This window comes from Streptomyces sp. NPDC045022 (assembly GCF_056432605.1).
Genome location: NZ_JBWKIR010000011.1, coordinates 275,628 through 292,426 on the forward strand (window position 1 = coordinate 275,628; position 16,799 = coordinate 292,426).

The window sequence follows — 16,799 nt, forward strand, 5'->3', positions numbered from 1 at the left end:
TCCGGGTCCGTCGCGGCCGGTCGCCAGCTGCCGGGTGCGGGTTCGTCGTGGCTGGGCGCGCAGTTCGCCGCGCCCCTGGGAGATGCAGTTCCGTTGCCCGTGAAGTCGACGCCGTCGCGCCGGTGGGCGACGCCCCGGGTCAGGGGCAGCAGTTCCTCCCCGCGCCCCTGGGGAAGTGCCGTTCCGTTGCCCGTGAAGTCGACGCCGTCGCGCCGGTGGGCGACGCCCCGGGTCAGCCCCGGGTCAGCCCCGGGTCAGGGACAGCAGTTCCCGGGCCGGTCCCGTCGGCCGGTGGCCCGTCGGCCAGACCGCGCGCAGGTCGCGGCGCAGGGCGACGTCCGCCACCGGAATGCTGACCAGCCGCCGCATCGCCAGCTCCTCCCCCACCGCCAGTTCGCTCAGCACCGACGGCCCCGCGCCGCTGACCGCGGAGGCCTTGACCGCCGTGGTCGAGGAGAGCTCGATCAAGGGCCGGGCCAGGCCGCCGAGGGCCGCGTCCAGGACCTGGCGGGTGCCGGAGCCGCGCTCGCGGAGGATCAGCGGAGTCGCCGCCAGTTCCTCCGCGGCCAGCGGGCGCCCGCGGCGGGCCCACGGGTGGCCTGGGGCGGTGACGACGATCAGCCGGTCCTGGGCGATCACCGCGGAGTCCAGGCCGGTCGGCACCGACAGGCCCTCCACGAAGCCGAGGTCCGCCTCACCGGCCAGCAGGAGTTCCGCGACCTTCGCCGAGTTGCCCGCGAGCAGCGAGACAGCCGTGTCGGGGCGCTCGGCGTGCAGCGCGAGGAGCCAGCCGGGCAGCAGGTACTCGGCGATGGTCATGCTCGCCGCGACCCTGAGGCGCGAGTCGCGGCGGTCCCGCAGAGCCCGCGCGCCCGCGTCGAAGGCCGCCGCCGCCTCCACCACCCGGCGGGCCCAGTCGGTCACCAGGGCACCCGCGTCGGTGAGCCGGGAGCCGCGCGGCGAACGGTCGACCAGGGCGACGCCCAGCTGCCGTTCCATGGAGCGGAGCCGGCTGCTGGCAGCAGGCTGCGTGATGCCGACCTCCCGCGCCGCCGCGCCGAGACTGCCCAGCCGGGCCACCGCCAGCAGCAGCTCCAGTGCGGCCAGGTCCGGCACCCGGTGTGCCAGTGATTCCGTGCGCTCTCGCTGCCCCTCAGCCTCACTCATAAGACCAGCTTATGTCCTCATAGAAAGGAAGTCCCTGGTCAGCGGCGGACATCGGCGGGATCTTGGTGACATGGTCACCGCAGCCCCGCCCCTGTCCGCCCGCACCGTCCCGCGCGCCGCCCAGGTCCGGCACCTCGGCCCCCACTGGTACGCATGCGTCATGGGCACCGCCGTCGTCGGCTCGGCCGGCGCCGCGCTCCCCGGGACCGCGGGCTGGTTGCCGCGCGGTGTCCTCGCGGGGTTCTGGGCGCTGTCCCTGCTCGCGCTGATGGCCCTGCTGGCGGCCCGGGCGCTGCACTGGACCCACCACCGCGACCAGGCCCGCGCCCACCTCCTCGACCCGGCCATGGCCCCCTTCTACGGCTGCCTGGCCATGGCCCTGCTGGCGGTGGGCGGCGGGGCCATGACGGCCGGGCGGCCGCTGCTCGGCACGGGCCCGGCCGTCGCCCTGGACGCCGTGCTGTTCACCACCGGTACGGTGGTCGGGCTCGCGGCCGCCGTCGCCGTCCCGTACCTGATGGCCGTACGGCATCGCGTCGAACCGTCCCAGGCCACCCCGGTGTGGCTGCTGCCGCTGGTCGCGCCCATGGTGTCGGCCGCGCTCGGCCCGCTGCTCGTACCGCATCTGCCGCCGGGCCAGCCCCGCGAGACCCTGCTGCTGGCCTGCTTCGCCCTGTTCGGCCTGAGCCTGTTCGCCACGCTGCTGACGCTGCCGCTGCTCTTCGGCCGGCTGATCACCTCGGGGCCGCTGCCACTCGCGCTCACCCCGACCCTGTTCCTGGTCCTGGGCCCGCTCGGGCAGTCCACCACCGCGGTCGGCCTGATCGCGGACGGCGCTCCCGGGGTCGTACCGGCTCCGTACGACCGTGGTCTCGGGGTGTTCGCCGTGCTGTACGGGGTGCCGGTCATGGGCTTCGCGCTGCTGTGGCTGGGGCTCGCGACCGCGCATGTGGTGCGGGCCCGGCGGCACGGCATGGGGTTCGCGATGACGTGGTGGGCGTTCACCTTCCCGACCGGGACCTGTGTCACCGGGGCCGCGGCGCTCGCCCGGCACACCGGACTCGCCCTGTACGAGGCCCTCGCCGTCGGGCTGTACGCCGTACTCCTCGCGGCCTGGCTCGCGGCCGCCACCGGGACCGTACGCGGCCTGCTCAGCGGCGAGCTGCTCGCAGGGCCCCGGCCAGCACCCGTGGGGCCTGCGACAGCGACGGACCGTACCAGGTCAGGTGCCGTCCGCTGACCAGCGCGCAGGGCAGCCCGGGGAAGGCTTCGGGGCCGTCCTGGGCGGTGAAGCGGTAGGGCTCGTCGGGGAGGACCACCAGGTCCGGGGCGGCCGCGCACAGCTCTTCCAGGGGGGCGCGGGGGTAGCGCTCCGGATGGGCGGCGTAGAGGTGGTCGACGCCCAGGCGGGCCAGCAGGTCGCCGGCGAAGGTGTCGCGGCCGAGGACCATCCACGGGCGGCGCCAGATCGGTACGACCGCCGTCGTGCGCTCCTCCGGCTCCGGCAGCGCACTCCAGGCCTCCTGCGCCGCCTCCAGCCAGCGCGGGCGTCCCGGTGCTCCGCACGCGGTCAGCACCCGGTCCAGCTCCGTGCAGGCCTGCGGCACCGTCCGCACCTCGGTGACCAGCACTTCCAGGCCCGCCGTGCGCAGGGCGTCGAGGTCGGGGGCGCGGTTCTCCTCCTCGTTGGCGATCACCAGGTCCGGAGCGAGCGCGACGATCCGGTCCAGCTTCGGGTTCTTGGTGCCGCCGATCCTGGTGACGTCCAGGTCCGCCGGATGGGCGCACCAGTCGGTGGCGCCGACCAGTGTCCCGGGAAGCGTCACCGCCACCGCCTCCGACAGCGAGGGAACCAGCGAGACGACCCGCACCATGGCCTGCCTAGCGCGTCCGGTCCTTGACCGCCTCGATGTGTTCGGCGACCGCGACCACGATGATCCGGGTGTCCGGGACCGTGGCCCGCCAGCGGTGCCGGACCCCGCCGGTCAGGTACAGGGTGTCGCCGCGGCCGAGGCGGTAGGCGCGGCCCTCGGCCTCGATCTCCACGGCACCGTCGGCGACGTACATCAACTCGTCGTTGCGATGCTGGAATTCGCGGCCGGCGTCGTGGTCGCCGGTGAATTCGGAGGCGTGCAGCTGATGGTGGCCGCGCACCAGGGAGCGGGTCCGGGGATCGAAGTCCCCCTCGGCGACGGGCTCGGCACGGAGCACGTCCACGCTGGCGGCCGGGTCGGCGGCGGCGAGGAGTTCGACGGCCGTGGTGCGCAGGGCGTCGGCGAGCTTCTCCAGGGAGCCGCGGCTGGGGCGGGCCCGGTCGTTCTCGACCTGGCTGAGGAAGGGCACCGACAAACCGGTGCGCTCCGCGACGACCGCGAGGGTCAGTTCCAGCGCACGGCGGCGTCGCCGGACGGCCGCGCCCACCCGCACGGGCTGCTGCTCTTTGTGGTCGCCCATCGCTCCGGCTCCCTCCCTCGCTCGTCGTGCCGCTGTCCGGGTGCCCCTTCGGAGGCACACCTCTTCCGATGACTTCACTGCACCCTACGCATGTTCGGCAAACCGTTTCACGCGCCTGTCACATCCCTGACAGGCCCACGGGCCCGTAACCCACGGATCGCGCCAGCCTGCCGGGGGTGCGGATCCCTCCGGCACGGGCTCCCCCTTGCGGATGAATATGCCGGTCAGCTGGGCGGGGAGCCCAATCCCAGGCCAAGGATCATTACACACCGTGGTTGGCCGAATAACTCCCGTGGCGGCAAGCCACGAGGGGCGGGCGGCGGTCCGGGCCGGTCAGGTCACCCGGCCGCCTGGCTCTTGCCGCTCTGCCGGGCGACCGGCGCCCACCGGTCGACCAGGCCGGGGTGCTGCTTCAGCCAGGTACGGACGGCGTCCTGCTCCCGCCCCTCGCCGGCCTTCTGGATCTGCGCCTCTAGGCCGGTGAGCTGGCTCTCGGTCATCGCGAAGTCCTCCAGCCAGCGGCCCACCTGCGGGTTGTCGGCGGCGAAGCCCTTGCGGGCGAGGGTGTGCACGCCGTCGCCCTTGCCCCAGGCGCCCTTGGGATCCTTGAGCTTTTTCAGGTCGTAGTCGCTGTACGCCCAGTGCGGCGACCACAGGGTGACGACGACCGGCTGCTTCCTGGCGTAGGCGCGCTTCAGCTCGGCGAGCATGGCGGGGGTGGAGCCGTCGACCACGTCGTACGAGCCCTGGAGGCCGTACTCCTTCAGGACCTTGCTCTTCAGCAGGCCCATCATGCCCGCGCTGGGCTCGATGCCGACGATCTTCCCGCCGAACTCGGACGCGTGGCCCTCGAGGTCCGCCAGGGAGTCGACGTCCTTGACATAGGACGGGACGCTCAGCTCCAGGGAGGTGGGGCCGTACCACTTGCCGAGGTCGTCGAGCCGCTTGCCGTACTTCGCCCAGTACTCGGCGTGCGTGGTGGGCAGCCAGGAGTCGGTCTGGAAGTCGAGCTGGCCGGTGGCGAGGCCGGTGTAGAGGGGACCGGCGGCGTACTGGGTGGTGGTCACCTTGAAGCCGCGCTCCTGAAGGATCTCCTTCCAGAGGAAGGTGGAGGCGATGCCCTCGTCCCAGGGGATGTAACCGATCCTGATCTCCTTGCCCTTGCCGACGTCCGTGCCGGAGGCCTCGGCGGTGCCGGCGGAGGAGCCGAAGATCCCGAGTCCGCCCGCGACGAGAGCGAGGACGGTCACGCCGGCGACGGCGACGGCCGGGCGCGGGCGGTACGACCACGCGCGCGTGCGGGTCTTGGCGGCGGCTCTGCGGCCCAGCGGGGAGAGCTGGGTGCCGAGGGCGCCGGTGACGCGGTCCAGGTAGATGGCGAGGACGACGATGCCGACGCCCGCCTCGAAGCCGTACCCGATGTCCAGCCGGCCGATGGCCTCGTTGACGGCGCCGCCGAGGCCGCCGGTGCCCACCATGCCGGCGATGACGACCATGGACAGGCCCAGCATGATCACCTGGTTGACGCCGGCCATGATGGTCGGCAGGGCGAGCGGCAGCTGGACCCGCCAGAGGATGTCGCGCGGGGTGGTGCCGAACGCCTCGGCGGCCTCGACCAGCTCGGCGTCGACCTGGCGGATGCCCAGCTCGGTCATGCGGACGCCGGGGGCGAGCGCGAAGATCAGGGTGGCGACCACACCGGCGGCCGTGCCCAGGCCGAAGAAGAGCATGGCCGGGATCAGCATGACCATCGACGGCATCGTCTGGAGCAGGTCCAGGACGGGCCGCACGGTGGCGCTGACCGCCCTGGAACGGGCCGCCCAGACGCCCAGCGGGAGGGAGATCACCAGGGCGATCAGGGTGGCCACGAGGACCAGGGCGAGGGTGGACATGGCCCGGTCCCACAGGTCGAGCGAGTCGACCAGGGCGAATCCGGCGAAGGCGAGGAGACCGGCGAGCAGGCCGCGCAGCCACCAGGCGATGACGGCGAGGATGCCGGCCATCAGCAGCGGCTGGGGGGCGGCGAGCACGGCGTCGATGCCGTCGTACATGCCCTCCATGACCGCCTTGACGGCGTCGAAGAACCAGGAGAGGTGGTCGACCAGCCAGTTCACGCCGGAGTCGACCCAGTCGCCGAGGGGCAGCCTAGGCACGGTTGATCACCTTCTTCCCGCCGTCGCCGCACGCCGTGGGCCCGCCCTGTTCGTCACCGAGGAAGCCGACGAGGCGCTGCCGGGGTACGACGCCGACGAGGGCGCGGTCGGCGTCGAGGACGGCGACCGGGTGGGACAGCCGCGCGCTGAGCGCGCACAGCTCGGTGAACGGCGTGTCGGGGGTCGCCGTCTCACAGCCGCAGTCGGCCTCGTCGCCGCGCGGCTCGGTGTCCATCACGGCGCCGGCGGTCAGCACGCGGGCGCGGTCGACGTCCTGGATGAAGGAGGCCACGTAGTCGTTCGCGGGGCGCAGCAGGATGTCCTCGGCGGTGCCGGTCTGGACGATGCGGCCGTCGCGCATGACGGCGATGCGGTCGCCGAGCCGCATGGCCTCGTTGAGGTCGTGGGTGATGAAGACGATGGTCTTCCTCAGGGTCTTCTGCAGCTCCAGGAGCTGGTCCTGCATGTCCCGGCGGATCAGCGGGTCCAGGGCGCTGAAGGACTCGTCCATCAGCAGCAGGTCGGCGTCGGTGGCGAGGGCGCGGGCGAGACCGACGCGCTGCTGCATGCCGCCGGACAGCTCGTCGGGCCAGGACGTCTCCCAGCCGGCCAGGCCGCACAGGGCGAGCGCCTCGTCGGCGCGGCGTTCGCGCTCGGCGCGGGGCACGCCCTGCACTTCCAGGCCGTAGGCGGCGTTGTCGCGGACGCTGCGGTGTGGGAAGAGCGCGAAGTGCTGGAAGACCATGCTGATCTTCCTCGAGCGCAGCTCGCGCAGCGCGCGGTCGGTGAGCGCGGTGAGGTCCTGGCCGTCGAAGCGCACGCTGCCCGCGGTCGGCGCCAGCAGACCGTTGAGCATGCGCAGGAGGGTGGACTTGCCGGAGCCCGACAGCCCCATGACGACGAAGATCTCGCCCGCCTCGACGCGGAAGGAGGCGTCGATCACGGCGGCGGTGGTGCCGTCGGCGCGCAGCTCCTCCCGGTCGGCTCCCTGCCGCAGGCGTTCCACTGCTTCGTCCGGTCGTCTGCCGAACACCTTGAACAGGTGCTCCGCCTCAAGCCTCGATTGCACGCGTACCTCTCGCCTCGGGGACTGGGACAGGAGACGAAGAGTCGCCGACAGTTGACAAAGCAACCAACCTCGCTCCGAGGCGGCGCCTCCCCAGGTCAAGCCGAGGCAAACCCGTAAGTGGCCGGGCTCACGGCGGTGCGCATCACGCAACGCGTTCCGGCGCGGAGGTCGCTGTCGGTGCCGTACGGCATGATGCGAGCGTGACCGGACGACTCATGCTTCTCGACACCGCCTCGCTGTATTTCCGCGCCTACTTCGGCGTGCCGGACTCCGTGAAGGCGCCGGACGGCACGCCCGTGAACGCCGTGCGCGGCCTGCTGGACTTCATCGACCGGCTGGTCAAGGACCACCGGCCGGACCAGCTGGTGGCCTGCATGGACGCCGACTGGCGGCCCCAGTGGCGGGTGGACCTCATTCCCACCTACAAGGCGCACCGGGTCGCCGAGGAGCACGAGGGGGCGCCGGACGAGGAGGAGGTGCCGGACACGCTGTCCCCGCAGGTGCCGGTCATCGAGGACGTGCTGGACGCGATCGGGATCGCGCGCGTCGGCGTCGCGGGGTACGAGGCGGACGATGTGATCGGCACGTTCACCGCGCGCGCGGACGGCCCGGTGGACATCGTCACCGGCGACCGCGACCTGTATCAGCTGGTGGACGACGAGCGCGGGATCCGCGTGCTGTACCCGCTCAAGGGCGTGGGCACGCTGCAGCTGACCGACGAGGCGGTGCTGCGCGGGAAGTATGGCGTCGACGGGCGCGGGTACGCGGATCTGGCGCTGCTGCGCGGCGACCCGAGCGACGGCCTGCCGGGCGTGGCCGGCATCGGCGAGAAGACGGCCGCCAAGCTGCTCGCCGAGTTCGGCGACCTCGCCGGGATCATGGCGGCGGTCGACGACCCGCGGGCGAAGCTCACCCCGTCGCAGCGCAAGCGGCTCACCGAGGCCCGGCCGTACGTCGCGGTCGCGCCGAAGGTGGTACGGGTGGCCGGCGACGTGCCGCTGCCGGACGTCGACAGCACCGTGCCGCACGCTCCGCGCGACCCGGCGGCCCTGGAGGAACTGGCGACGCGGTGGGGCCTCGGCGGCTCCCTGCAGCGGCTGCTGAGCACGCTCGCGCAGTGAGCCCCGACCGGAATGTTCCGGCAAAGGGCTCTCATCGAGCCCCCGGGGAAGAGGTGTTGCCCCGGAGCGAGGTGCTAGCTTAGGTAAACCTAACCAATCTCGCAGGAGGCCGTGATGGCAGAGCGTCCGGTACGAAAGCCGCGCAAGCCCCGTACCGCGCAGGTGATGCGCACCGAACGGCTCACCCCGCACATGCAGCGGGTGGTGCTCGGCGGCGAGGGCCTTGCCGGATTCGCGGCGGACACCTGCACCGACCACTATGTGAAGCTGCTGTTCGGCCCCCCTGGTGTGACCTACCCGGTCCCCTTCGACCTGGAGCGGATCCGGGCGGAGTTCCCGCGCGAGCAGTGGCCGGTGACCCGGACGTACACCGTGCGCGCCTGGGACCCCGAACACCGCGAGCTGACCCTGGACTTCGTGGTCCACGGCGACGAGGGCCTGGCCGGACCGTGGGCCACCCGCGTGCGGCCCGGGGAGCCGGTCCACTTCATGGGTCCCGGTGGCGCCTACGCCCCCGCCCCGGAAGCCGACTGGCATCTGCTCGCCGGTGACGAGAGCGCGCTGCCCGCGATCGCCCGCGCGCTGGAGACGCTGCCCGCCGGAGCCCGCGCGCACGCCTTCGTCGAGGTGTCGGGCCCCGAGGAGGAGCAGAAGATCGACTCCGAGGTGGAGGTCGCCTGGCTGCACCGCGGGGACCGCCCGGTCGGCGAGGCTCTGCTGGAGGCCGTCCGGTCGCTGGACTTCCCGGAGGGCAGGCTGCACGCGTTCGTGCACGGCGAGGCGGGCTTCGTGAAGGAGCTGCGCCGGCTGCTGCGCGTCGAGCTGCAGATCCCGCGCGAGGACCTGTCCATCTCCGGCTACTGGCGTCTCGGCCACGACGAGGACGGCTGGCAGGCCTCCAAGCGGGAGTGGAACGCCCGTGTCGAGGCGGAGCAGGAGGGTGGCGCGGCGGCCGCCTGAGAACGCCGAGACGGCTTGCCGCCGCGCACCGCGTTCAGGGTGCCGTCTCGTTGATCTTGCCGAACGGGATGTGCACACTGGGCGTGGTCCGGGACGTGCTCTCCAGGTGGGTGACCTGGTCGTCGAAGAAGATGTGCGGGTTCAGCACCTTCATGACCGCGCCCTTGTCCACGCCGCCGAGGAAGAAGGCGTCGTTGACCCGCACACCCCACTCCTTGAGGCTGCGCACCGCACGCTCGTGCGCGGGGGCGTTGCGCGCGGTCACGATGGAGACGTGGACGCGCAGCTCGTAGCCGGGATCACTCCTGCGCCGCTCCTCCTCGCGCAGTTGTATCCGGTTCACGCCGGCCAGGAAGTCGCGCAGCGGCCCCGGGTCGTGCGGGGTCGCCGCGTTCCGGGCCTCGTGCGCACGGAACTCCTCGAGGCCGCCGGACTGGTAGACCCGCTCCGCGGCATCACCGGCGAGCACCCCGTCGAAGTCGAAGGCGATCCGCAGATCCCGGTCGGTGGGGTCGTCCGCGTACGCCGAACCGAGCACATGCCCCGCCGGCAGACCGGCGGCGACGGCCTCGCGCACGTCACGTCCGTCGGCGGACAGGAACAAGGACATGTTCAGCGCCGTCATGAACGGATACGGCGAGCGCCCTTGCCGGAAGATGGCCCGGCTGATCGGCAGTTCGTGGGACTGGATCGACCGCATGACCCGCAGGCCGGTGTCGGGGTCGTTGCGGGAGAGGATGATGACCTCGACGAGGGGGTCGCCGGGATCGCTCAGGTCGTTCAGCGACAGCAGCCGCCGCAGGAAGGCGAAGGCGACCCCCGGCCGGAGCGTGTTGGCCACGTTCTCTTCCTGGTGGGCCCGGTAGGCCTCCTCGCCCTGCTCCCGGAAGACCGCGTCCGACTCCCGCAGGTCGAACAGCGCGCTGGACGCGACGCCGATCACGAGTCGGTCGGCGAGTTCGAAGGCCGGCATGCGGTGGCACCTCGGTGGGACGGGAATCGGCTCGCCATCATGTCACGGGTCCGGCTGCCGCCCGCAGTCCCGTGCGGCCTGAAGTGCCGCCCCGGAACTGGTCCGTCAAGGCTTCCCCACGCCCGCTCGGTCGCCGCGCACGCGCGCGTGGAAGTGCATGTCGTGCCAGCCGTCCGGATGGAGCAGGGCACTGCGCTTGGTGCCCTCCGGCGCGAAACCTGCCTTCGTGGCGACGCGGCAGGAGGCTTCGTTCGCGGTGGCGTGGAAGAGTTCGAGGCGGTGGAAGCCGATCTCCTCGAAGGCCCAGTGGGTCAGGGTGGTGGCGGCCCGGGTCGCGACGCCCCGGCCGCGTGCCCGCGCCACCGTCCAGTACGCGACCTCGGCGATGCCGTCGCCCAGCAGGATCTGACGCAGCGCGACCCGGCCCAGCAGTTCGTCCGTCTCCTCGTCCACGACGGCCCACTGGGCCTCGCCTTCGCCCTCCCAGACCTCCTGCCACTGCGCGATCCAGCCGGCGGCCTCCTCCTCGGAGGCGGAGGACCTGAGGTGCCACTGATGCAGCACCGGGTCCTGGAAGGCGGCGTGGACGGCGGGCGCGTCCTCGGCCCGCCAGGGGCGCAGGAGCAGACCGTCCCCGGTGGGGAGGGCGGGCTGTGGGGCGCGGGCGAGGGCTCCGGGGGTCAGCACCGGGCTGATGAGAAACGGCATGATTCACATCCTGCCGACCGCACGGCCGGCGGCCCACCCGTTTTCGGTCCCGTGCCGGTATCTCCTGTCCCGCGTGCCCCTGCCGGGGGCCCTCGTGCCCTTGTCCTGTCAGCACCCCTCCCCAGGTACGGGACCGGCCTCCCTGTCGCTGACCCGGTCAGGACCCCTTCCCAGGGTCCCGGGCCGCCCTCGTACCCTTGACCCCGATGAGACGCCGTACCCCGCTCCCGCCCGCCCCGCTCCCCCAGCGCGAGGGTGTGGACCCCGTGCGGGTCCGGCTGCCCGTGGGCGGGGCGTGGACCACCGTGCGGGAGCACCTGGTGGAGCGGCTGTCGGGGGCCCGCCCCGGAGTGGTCGAGGGGATGTTCGACGCGGGGCTGGTCGTCGGGGCCGACGGGCGGCCGGTGGCGCCGGACGCGCCGTACGAGCCGGGCATGTTCGTGTGGTTCCACCGCGAGCTGCCCGCCGAGGTGCCGGTGCCCTTCCCGGTGGAGGTGGTGTACCGGGACGCGCACATCGTCGTGGCCGACAAGCCGCACTTCCTGGCCACGACCCCCCGCGGCACGCATGTCGCCGAGACCGCGCTGGCCCGGCTGCGGCGCGAGCTGGGTATCCCGGCGCTGACGGCCGCGCACCGCCTGGACCGGCTGACGGCGGGGCTGGTGCTGTTCACGGTGCGGCCGGAGGAGCGCGGCGCGTACCAGACGCTGTTCGCGGACCGGCGGGTGCGCAAGGAGTACGAGGCGATCGCGCCGTACGACCCCTCGCTCGGCCTTCCCCGGACCGTGCGCAGCAGGATCGTGAAGGAGCGCGGGGTGCAGGCCGCTCGGGAGGTCGAGGGCCGGCCGAACGCCGAGACCTACGTGGCGGCGGCCGGACACCGGGCCGGGCTGGGCCGGTACCGGCTCCTCCCGGCGACCGGGCAGACCCATCAGCTGCGGGTGCATCTGAACGCGCTCGGCGTGCCCGTCCTCGGCGATCCGCTGTATCCGGAGGTGACCGGCCCGGTGCCGGCCGGCGACTTCCGGCGTCCGCTGCAACTGCTCGCGCGGAGGCTGGAGTTCACCGATCCGGTCACCGGGGCGGAGCACGCGTTCGTCAGCGGGCGCGTGCTGGAGGCCTGGTCGTCGTACGGCACATGGGCCGGCGAGGGTTAGCCTCCGGTCACTCGCCGCGCCACCAGCGCAGCAGACGCCGCCACAGGCCCCGGGGCCGGGCCGGCTCCGGCGTCGCGAAGACGGGCTCGGGGGCGGGGCGCGGGGCCGGCTGCGGTGCGGCGGCCCGAGCGGGATCGCTGCTCAGGGTGCCGACCTGCCAGCTCGCGCGCTGCGGCGGCAGGGCGATGGGCCGGGGCGGAAGGTCGACGTCCTGCTGCGGCTTGGGTTCGAAGCGCACCGGCAGGGCCACCAGGTGCCGGGAGGCGATCGACGCCCGCCAGCGCAACTCGTGCTCCTGGCAGTCGAGTCCGATGTCCGGCAGCCTGGTCAGCAGGGCGTCGACACCGACGTCGGCGATGGCGCGGCCGATGTCCTGGCCGGGGCATTCGTGCGGGCCGCCGCCGAAGGCCAGATGGGAGCGGTTGCCCTGCATGCCGGCCGACAGGTCCGGGCGGATGCGCGGGTCGAGATTGCCCGGCGCGGGGGCGAACAGCAGCCCGTCGCCCTTGCGGATGTGCCGGCCGCCCAGCTCGGTGTCCTGCTTGGCGTAGTAGCCGAGGACGGTGCTGAACGGCGGCTCGTCCCACAGGGACTGCTCGATCGCCTCCGGCACGGTCATCTGGCCGCCGTTGAGCTGGGCGCGGAAGCCCGGCTCGGTGAGGACCATGCGCAGTGCGTTGGCGAGGAGATTGGCCGTGGCCTCGTAGGCCGCGAAGAGGACGAGGCGCAGGTGTTCGCGGACCTCGTCGTCGGTGAGTCCGGCCGGGTGGGTGATGAGGTGACTGGTGAAGTCGTCCTCGGGCCGGGCACGGCGCCGGGTGGTGAGCCGGCTCAGCGCGTCCATGACGTACGTGTGGCTCTGGATGGCGGTCTCGGTGCCCTTGAGCGCGTCGCGGGCGGCGTGCACCATCCGGTCGTTGTACTCCTCGGGCATGCCGAGGACCTCGCACATGACGGCCATCGGCAGGTGCTCGGCGAACTGGGAGACCAGGTCGGCCCGGCCCCGCTCGCAGAAGCTGTTGACCAGGCCCTGGGTGGAGCGGCCGATGTGGCGGCGGACGCTGCGGTGGTCGATGGTGGACATGGCCGCGGTGACCGCGGCGCGCAGCCGCTGGTGCTCGTCGCCCTCGGCGTGGGAGCAGATGGGCTGCCAGGCGATGTGCGGCATGAGCGGGTGGTCGGGCTTGACCGTGCCCTCCACCAGCGGGGTCCAGATCCGGCTGTCGCGGGTGTACTGCGAGGGGCTGCGCACCAGTTGCAGGTTCTCGGCGTGTCCGAGCACCACCCACATCGGCAGGTCGTCGTGGAGCAGTACGGGGGCCACGGGGCCGTGCTGCTCGCGCAGGCGCTCGTAGAGGTCGCCGAGGTCCTCCGCGTCGGGGCCGTAGAGCCGGTGCAGTCCGCCGGGGCCGAGGCCGTGCGCCGGGCAGCCCGGTGGGGGGCCGGGGGCGGGGTCTGTGCCGGTGAGGGACGGGGTTTCAGGCGTCACAGTGATCGCTCCGGAACGGATGGTGTGGGGTAGGTCAGGTGAGGGCGCCGGACAGGGCGAGGGAGTGCAGGAAGCGCATGAGGTTCATCAGTACGTCCTTGCTGGAGGCCCGGCGGCGTACGTCGCACTCGATGATCGGGATGTCCGGGGACAGGTCCAGTGCGGTGCGCAGTTCCTCGACGGGGTAACGGGGCCCGTCCGGGAAGGAGTTGACGGCGACGACGAAGGGCACGCCCCGCTCCTCCAGCCGGCCCATGACGTCGAAGCTGACTTCCAGGCGCCGGGTGTCGACCAGGACGACCGCGCCGAGGGCGCCTTCGAACAGGCCGTTCCACAGGAACCAGAATCGCTCCTGGCCGGGGGTGCCGAAGAGGTACAGCACCAGCTTGTCGGTGATGCTGATGCGGCCGAAGTCCATGGCCACGGTGGTGGCCGTCTTGGAATCGGAGCCGTAGTTGTCGTCGACGCCGATGCCGGCCTGGGTCATGGTCTCCTCGGTGGTCAGCGGCCTGATCTCGCTGACGGAACCGACCATGGTGGTCTTGCCGACGCCGAAACCGCCCACGATCACGATCTTCACCGCGGCCTGGGCCGTGTGCGGCAGATGATCCTCGGTGCGCGGGCCGGGGAGGGCGTCAGAGCCGTTGAAGTCCATGCATCACCGCTTCGAGGAGTGAACGGTCGGGGAGCGCCTTGCGGACGATCGGGGCGCGCGCCTGCACCAGTTCGGCCGCGATCAGCTCGGTGATCAGTACGGTCATCGCGCTGAACGGCAGTTGGAGATAGGCCGAGAGTTCGGCCACGGACAGCGGGGCGGTACAGAGCCGGAACACCGCCGCCTGCTCCGGTGAGGCGGCCGGCGGCGGCGCGGTACGCGCCACGATCAACGTCACGAGGTCCAGTTCGGCCCGCCCGCCGTCGGCGGATCCGGCGATGGTGTACAGCCGTTCGGGGTTCTTGGGTGGGACCTCGCCGGCCGCCGGTTTGGGAGGCGGCGGGGGTGGCAGTTGCCGCGACGGGCGCCGTTTGCGTCGTGGAGGAGTCATACGGTCTGCCCCCGCCGGGGCGGACTGGTGAGGTGGGCTCCGATCCGGACGACGAGGTCGCGCATCATGCCGCTCATCCGCCCCGGCTCGCAGGTCACGTCGGCGAGCACCGCGAGGAAGGCGTTGGCCCCGGCGTTCATAAGGTAGAAGTAGCCGCCCTCGATCTCGATGACGACGACCTTCATCTCGCCGGCGCCGGGGATCTCCTGGATGATGGCACCGGCGAGGCTCTGTACACCCGCGCAGGCGGCGGCCACCCGGTCGGCGGCGTCGGGGTCGCCCCCGTAGCGGGCGATGCGCAGTCCGTCGGCGGACAGGACCACGATCATCTCGATGCCCGGTACGCCGTCGTTCAGCTGCTTGAGCATCCAGTCCAGGTTCGCTCGCTGCTGGATCACTTGAGGTCCCCCTCGTCGTCGGCCTCGATGGCACCCACGGCCGGGTCGGCCGAATCGTTGAGCAGATGCAGGTACTTGGTCGGGTTGAGCGTGAAGTCGGTCAGCTCGGACGCGGTGGCGTCCTCGGGCATGCCCTTCCTCAGGCCGTCCCAGAAGGCTTCCATCCACATGCCCGGCGGCCGGTCGATGAGCTTCTTGCGCTCGGGGTCGATCTCGGGCTCGGGTTCCGGCTCGGACCTGGTCTGCGACCAGATGGTCGGCCTGCCCTCGCGCTCGGCGCGCTCGATGGCGGCCTGTTCGGCGTACCGCTGGCTGAGAGGGATCTTCACCCGGCTGCGGCGCTGCGGCAGACCCCCCGCGGTCCACTCGGTGACCTCGGGGACGTCGTCCTCCATGGAGATCCCCGCGGGGATCTTCGGGCTGGTGGGGCGGCGCTTCTTGGGCGGGCGCTTGGGGCCCTCGACGGCACCCAGTTCGGGCTGCGGTACGCCGGTGGCGCCGATGCCGTGCGCGGCGCCGACGCCGGGCTCGGTGGTGGTCATGACGCGCGGAATGATGAGGATGGCGCGGACGCCGCCGTAGGCGGAGGCGCGGAGCGAGACCTCCATGTCGAAGTGCTTGCAGAGCCGGCCGACGACGGCGAGGCCGAGGCGTGGGTTCTCACCGAGGTTGTCCGCGTCGTCGCCGTTCTTGGCGTCCTCGATCATCTGCTCGATGCGGACGCGGGACTCCTCGGTGAGGCTGACGCCGGCGTCCTCGATCTCGACGGCGATGCCTGTCTGCACCTCGGCGGCGGTGACGTGCACCTTGGTCGAGGGCGGCGAGTAGCGGGTGGCGTTGTCGAGGAGTTCGGCGGCCGCGTGGATGACCGGCTCGACGGCGGTGCCCTTGATGTTGATGTTGACGATGGAGCTCAACTCGATGCGGCGGTACTCCAGGATGCGGGACATGGCGCCGCGCAGCACGCTGTAGAGGGAGACCGGCAGGGGCCACTGACGGCCGGGGCGGCCGCCGCCGAGGACGGAGATGGTGTCGGCGAGCCGGCCGATCAGCGAGGTGCCGTGGTCGAGCCGGAGCAGGTCGTCGAAGACCTCGGGGTTGCGGCCGTGGTCCTCCTCCATCTCCCGGAGTTCCTTGGCCTGTTGGTGGACGATGGCCTGGACGCGGCGGGCGATGCTCACGAAGGAGCGTTCGGTGGCGTCGCGCATCGAGATCTCGTGGTCGGCACCGCGCAGCGCGATGCGGAACATCTCGCGGTACTGCTCGGGCAGGGCGCACAGTTCGGGGTCCGCGTCGTAGATGTTGACCAGCACGTCCCGGAGCGGCTCTCCGGCGCGCAGCCGGAGCAGACCGGTGGGCAGGATGTCGGTGGCGAAGCGGGTGATCAGCTCGTCCTGGGCGGCGAGCCGGTGCTCCAGATACGCGGCGTGACGGGCGTGTTCGGCCTGCGCCTCGCGGATCCTGCGGCCGCGGCGGGCGGCTTCCGCGGCTGTGATGAGGACCAGCAGCACGGCCAGCGCCCCGCACAGGCCGACGGCGAGCCGGGCCGGCGCCGGTACCAGGGCCACGGCGGCCCCGCTCGCGGCGGCCATCAGTACGGCCGGTGGCAACAGCACGCGCGCGTAGGGACGTTCACGGCGACCGGGAGGCTTCTGAACACTCACCATGGATGCCTTCTGAGACGATTCGGCTGGGTGTCGGGGGAGCTTTTGGGGGGAAGGTTCATGGAACTGACGGGATCTTCCGGATGTTTGGGAACAGGCGCGCGAATACACCTCAACTCGGTGCGCCGCGGGCGAGCTTAGTCCGACCGGATCATCGCCGTGTCATATTCGGCAAGCACCTGAAATCGCCCGTGCGACAGGAGTACGCTCACCCTCTTTACACGCCCCGCTTGTATTCGCACACGTTCGGTCACGGCGTACGGGCGTGCGAAAACTACTCACCGTGATGAGTGAAAAGGGCGTCAGCGGTCACCGAACACGACGGCCGGGGGGGGGGGGGGGGGGGGGGGGGGGGGGGGGGGGGGGGGGGGGGGGGGGGGGGGGGGGGGGGGGGGGGCGGGGGGGCCCGCGGGGGGGGCCCGCGGGGGCGCCGCGCGACG

Annotated in this window: 16 protein-coding genes; 4 read left to right on the forward strand and 12 right to left on the reverse strand. The window is 72.3% G+C overall.

Features of this window, described 5'->3' with window-relative positions; all coding sequences use genetic code 11:
- Positions 1-243 precede the first annotated feature (243 nt).
- Positions 244-1,167, reverse strand: coding sequence for a LysR family transcriptional regulator (locus tag AC07C1_RS21880; protein WP_478941281.1), 924 nt, complete (start codon positions 1,165-1,167; stop codon positions 244-246).
- A gap of 70 nt (positions 1,168-1,237) precedes the next feature.
- On the opposite strand from AC07C1_RS21880, the gene AC07C1_RS21885 reads away from it, so the two are divergent.
- The gene (locus tag AC07C1_RS21885) at positions 1,238-2,407 is read left to right on the forward strand and encodes a TDT family transporter (RefSeq protein ID WP_478941283.1); all 1,170 of its coding nucleotides are present in this window, start codon (positions 1,238-1,240) and stop codon (positions 2,405-2,407) included.
- Here the strand turns inward: AC07C1_RS21885 and AC07C1_RS21890 are convergent.
- The 4 genes from AC07C1_RS21890 to AC07C1_RS21905 all read right to left on the reverse strand — a co-directional run bounded on the left by AC07C1_RS21890 (position 2,319) and on the right by AC07C1_RS21905 (position 6,843).
- On the reverse strand, positions 2,319-3,041 hold the full coding sequence (locus AC07C1_RS21890; protein WP_478941285.1) for a helical backbone metal receptor: 723 nt from the start codon (positions 3,039-3,041) through the stop codon (positions 2,319-2,321). The genes AC07C1_RS21885 and AC07C1_RS21890 overlap by 89 nt on opposite strands.
- 7 nt (positions 3,042-3,048) lie before the next feature.
- Positions 3,049-3,621: a helix-turn-helix domain-containing protein gene (locus AC07C1_RS21895; protein ID WP_478941286.1), complete on the reverse strand. Its 573-nt coding sequence runs from the start codon at positions 3,619-3,621 to the stop codon at positions 3,049-3,051.
- A 338-nt stretch (positions 3,622-3,959) separates the two neighbouring features.
- Entirely contained in the window at positions 3,960-5,774 is a 1,815-nt protein-coding gene (locus AC07C1_RS21900) for an ABC transporter permease/substrate binding protein (RefSeq protein WP_478941288.1), read from the reverse strand.
- Complete coding sequence (locus AC07C1_RS21905; protein ID WP_478941290.1) at positions 5,767-6,843, reverse strand: quaternary amine ABC transporter ATP-binding protein; 1,077 nt, start codon at positions 6,841-6,843, stop codon at positions 5,767-5,769. Before AC07C1_RS21905 ends, AC07C1_RS21900 begins: the two co-directional genes overlap by 8 nt.
- 200 nt (positions 6,844-7,043) lie before the next feature.
- Between AC07C1_RS21905 and AC07C1_RS21910 the strand changes: the two genes are divergently transcribed.
- Together AC07C1_RS21910 and AC07C1_RS21915 are read left to right on the forward strand one after the other, a co-directional pair.
- Positions 7,044-7,964, forward strand: a complete 921-nt coding sequence (locus AC07C1_RS21910) for a 5'-3' exonuclease (protein WP_478941292.1) — start codon at positions 7,044-7,046, stop codon at positions 7,962-7,964.
- A gap of 114 nt (positions 7,965-8,078) precedes the next feature.
- Positions 8,079-8,924 (forward strand): siderophore-interacting protein, encoded by an 846-nt coding sequence (locus AC07C1_RS21915; protein ID WP_478941294.1) that lies wholly within the window; start codon positions 8,079-8,081, stop codon positions 8,922-8,924.
- A 34-nt stretch (positions 8,925-8,958) separates the two neighbouring features.
- On the opposite strand, the gene AC07C1_RS21920 is transcribed toward AC07C1_RS21915, so the two are convergent.
- Both AC07C1_RS21920 and AC07C1_RS21925 read right to left on the reverse strand, forming a co-directional pair.
- Positions 8,959-9,897, reverse strand: a complete 939-nt coding sequence (locus AC07C1_RS21920) for a 5'-nucleotidase (RefSeq protein ID WP_478941296.1) — start codon at positions 9,895-9,897, stop codon at positions 8,959-8,961.
- A 105-nt stretch (positions 9,898-10,002) separates the two neighbouring features.
- Positions 10,003-10,605 carry a GNAT family N-acetyltransferase gene (locus tag AC07C1_RS21925; RefSeq protein WP_478941297.1) on the reverse strand — a complete coding sequence of 201 codons (603 nt, stop codon included), beginning with the start codon at positions 10,603-10,605 and terminating at the stop codon, positions 10,003-10,005.
- A 206-nt stretch (positions 10,606-10,811) separates the two neighbouring features.
- On the opposite strand from AC07C1_RS21925, the gene AC07C1_RS21930 reads away from it, so the two are divergent.
- Positions 10,812-11,762, forward strand: coding sequence for a pseudouridine synthase (locus tag AC07C1_RS21930; protein WP_478941299.1), 951 nt, complete (start codon positions 10,812-10,814; stop codon positions 11,760-11,762).
- Positions 11,763-11,769: 7 nt separating this feature from the next.
- On the opposite strand, the gene AC07C1_RS21935 is transcribed toward AC07C1_RS21930, so the two are convergent.
- Genes AC07C1_RS21935 through AC07C1_RS21955 form a run of 5 tightly spaced genes read right to left on the reverse strand, consistent with a single transcriptional unit; the run spans position 11,770 to position 16,362 of the window.
- Entirely contained in the window at positions 11,770-13,251 is a 1,482-nt protein-coding gene (locus tag AC07C1_RS21935; protein ID WP_478941300.1) for a cytochrome P450, read from the reverse strand.
- A gap of 34 nt (positions 13,252-13,285) precedes the next feature.
- Positions 13,286-13,906 carry a GTP-binding protein gene (locus AC07C1_RS21940; RefSeq protein WP_478941302.1) on the reverse strand — a complete coding sequence of 207 codons (621 nt, stop codon included), beginning with the start codon at positions 13,904-13,906 and terminating at the stop codon, positions 13,286-13,288.
- Positions 13,887-14,297 carry a DUF742 domain-containing protein gene (locus tag AC07C1_RS21945; protein ID WP_478941304.1) on the reverse strand — a complete coding sequence of 137 codons (411 nt, stop codon included), beginning with the start codon at positions 14,295-14,297 and terminating at the stop codon, positions 13,887-13,889. Before AC07C1_RS21945 ends, AC07C1_RS21940 begins: the two co-directional genes overlap by 20 nt.
- Positions 14,294-14,695, reverse strand: a complete 402-nt coding sequence (locus AC07C1_RS21950; RefSeq protein ID WP_478941306.1) for a roadblock/LC7 domain-containing protein — start codon at positions 14,693-14,695, stop codon at positions 14,294-14,296. Before AC07C1_RS21950 ends, AC07C1_RS21945 begins: the two co-directional genes overlap by 4 nt.
- Complete coding sequence (locus AC07C1_RS21955) at positions 14,692-16,362, reverse strand: ATP-binding protein (protein WP_478941308.1); 1,671 nt, start codon at positions 16,360-16,362, stop codon at positions 14,692-14,694. The genes AC07C1_RS21950 and AC07C1_RS21955 overlap by 4 nt, the downstream gene beginning before the upstream one ends.
- Positions 16,363-16,799: the final 437 nt, after the last annotated feature.

What these genes read in the sequence shown, in the direction of transcription:
- AC07C1_RS21940 (WP_478941302.1), bottom strand. Translation starts at nt 13,906, where the DNA reads ATGGACTTCAACGGCTCTGACGCCCTCCCCGGCCCGCGCACCGAGGAT.
- AC07C1_RS21920 (WP_478941296.1), bottom strand. Translation starts at nt 9,897, where the DNA reads ATGCCGGCCTTCGAACTCGCCGACCGACTCGTGATCGGCGTCGCGTCC.
- AC07C1_RS21895 (WP_478941286.1), bottom strand. Translation starts at nt 3,621, where the DNA reads ATGGGCGACCACAAAGAGCAGCAGCCCGTGCGGGTGGGCGCGGCCGTC.
- AC07C1_RS21930 (WP_478941299.1), top strand. Translation starts at nt 10,812, where the DNA reads ATGAGACGCCGTACCCCGCTCCCGCCCGCCCCGCTCCCCCAGCGCGAG.
- AC07C1_RS21925 (WP_478941297.1), bottom strand. Translation starts at nt 10,605, where the DNA reads ATGCCGTTTCTCATCAGCCCGGTGCTGACCCCCGGAGCCCTCGCCCGC.
- AC07C1_RS21955 (WP_478941308.1), bottom strand. Translation starts at nt 16,362, where the DNA reads ATGGTGAGTGTTCAGAAGCCTCCCGGTCGCCGTGAACGTCCCTACGCG.
- AC07C1_RS21915 (WP_478941294.1), top strand. Translation starts at nt 8,079, where the DNA reads ATGGCAGAGCGTCCGGTACGAAAGCCGCGCAAGCCCCGTACCGCGCAG.
- AC07C1_RS21890 (WP_478941285.1), bottom strand. Translation starts at nt 3,041, where the DNA reads ATGGTGCGGGTCGTCTCGCTGGTTCCCTCGCTGTCGGAGGCGGTGGCG.
- AC07C1_RS21880 (WP_478941281.1), bottom strand. Translation starts at nt 1,167, where the DNA reads ATGAGTGAGGCTGAGGGGCAGCGAGAGCGCACGGAATCACTGGCACAC.
- AC07C1_RS21945 (WP_478941304.1), bottom strand. Translation starts at nt 14,297, where the DNA reads ATGACTCCTCCACGACGCAAACGGCGCCCGTCGCGGCAACTGCCACCC.
- AC07C1_RS21885 (WP_478941283.1), top strand. Translation starts at nt 1,238, where the DNA reads ATGGTCACCGCAGCCCCGCCCCTGTCCGCCCGCACCGTCCCGCGCGCC.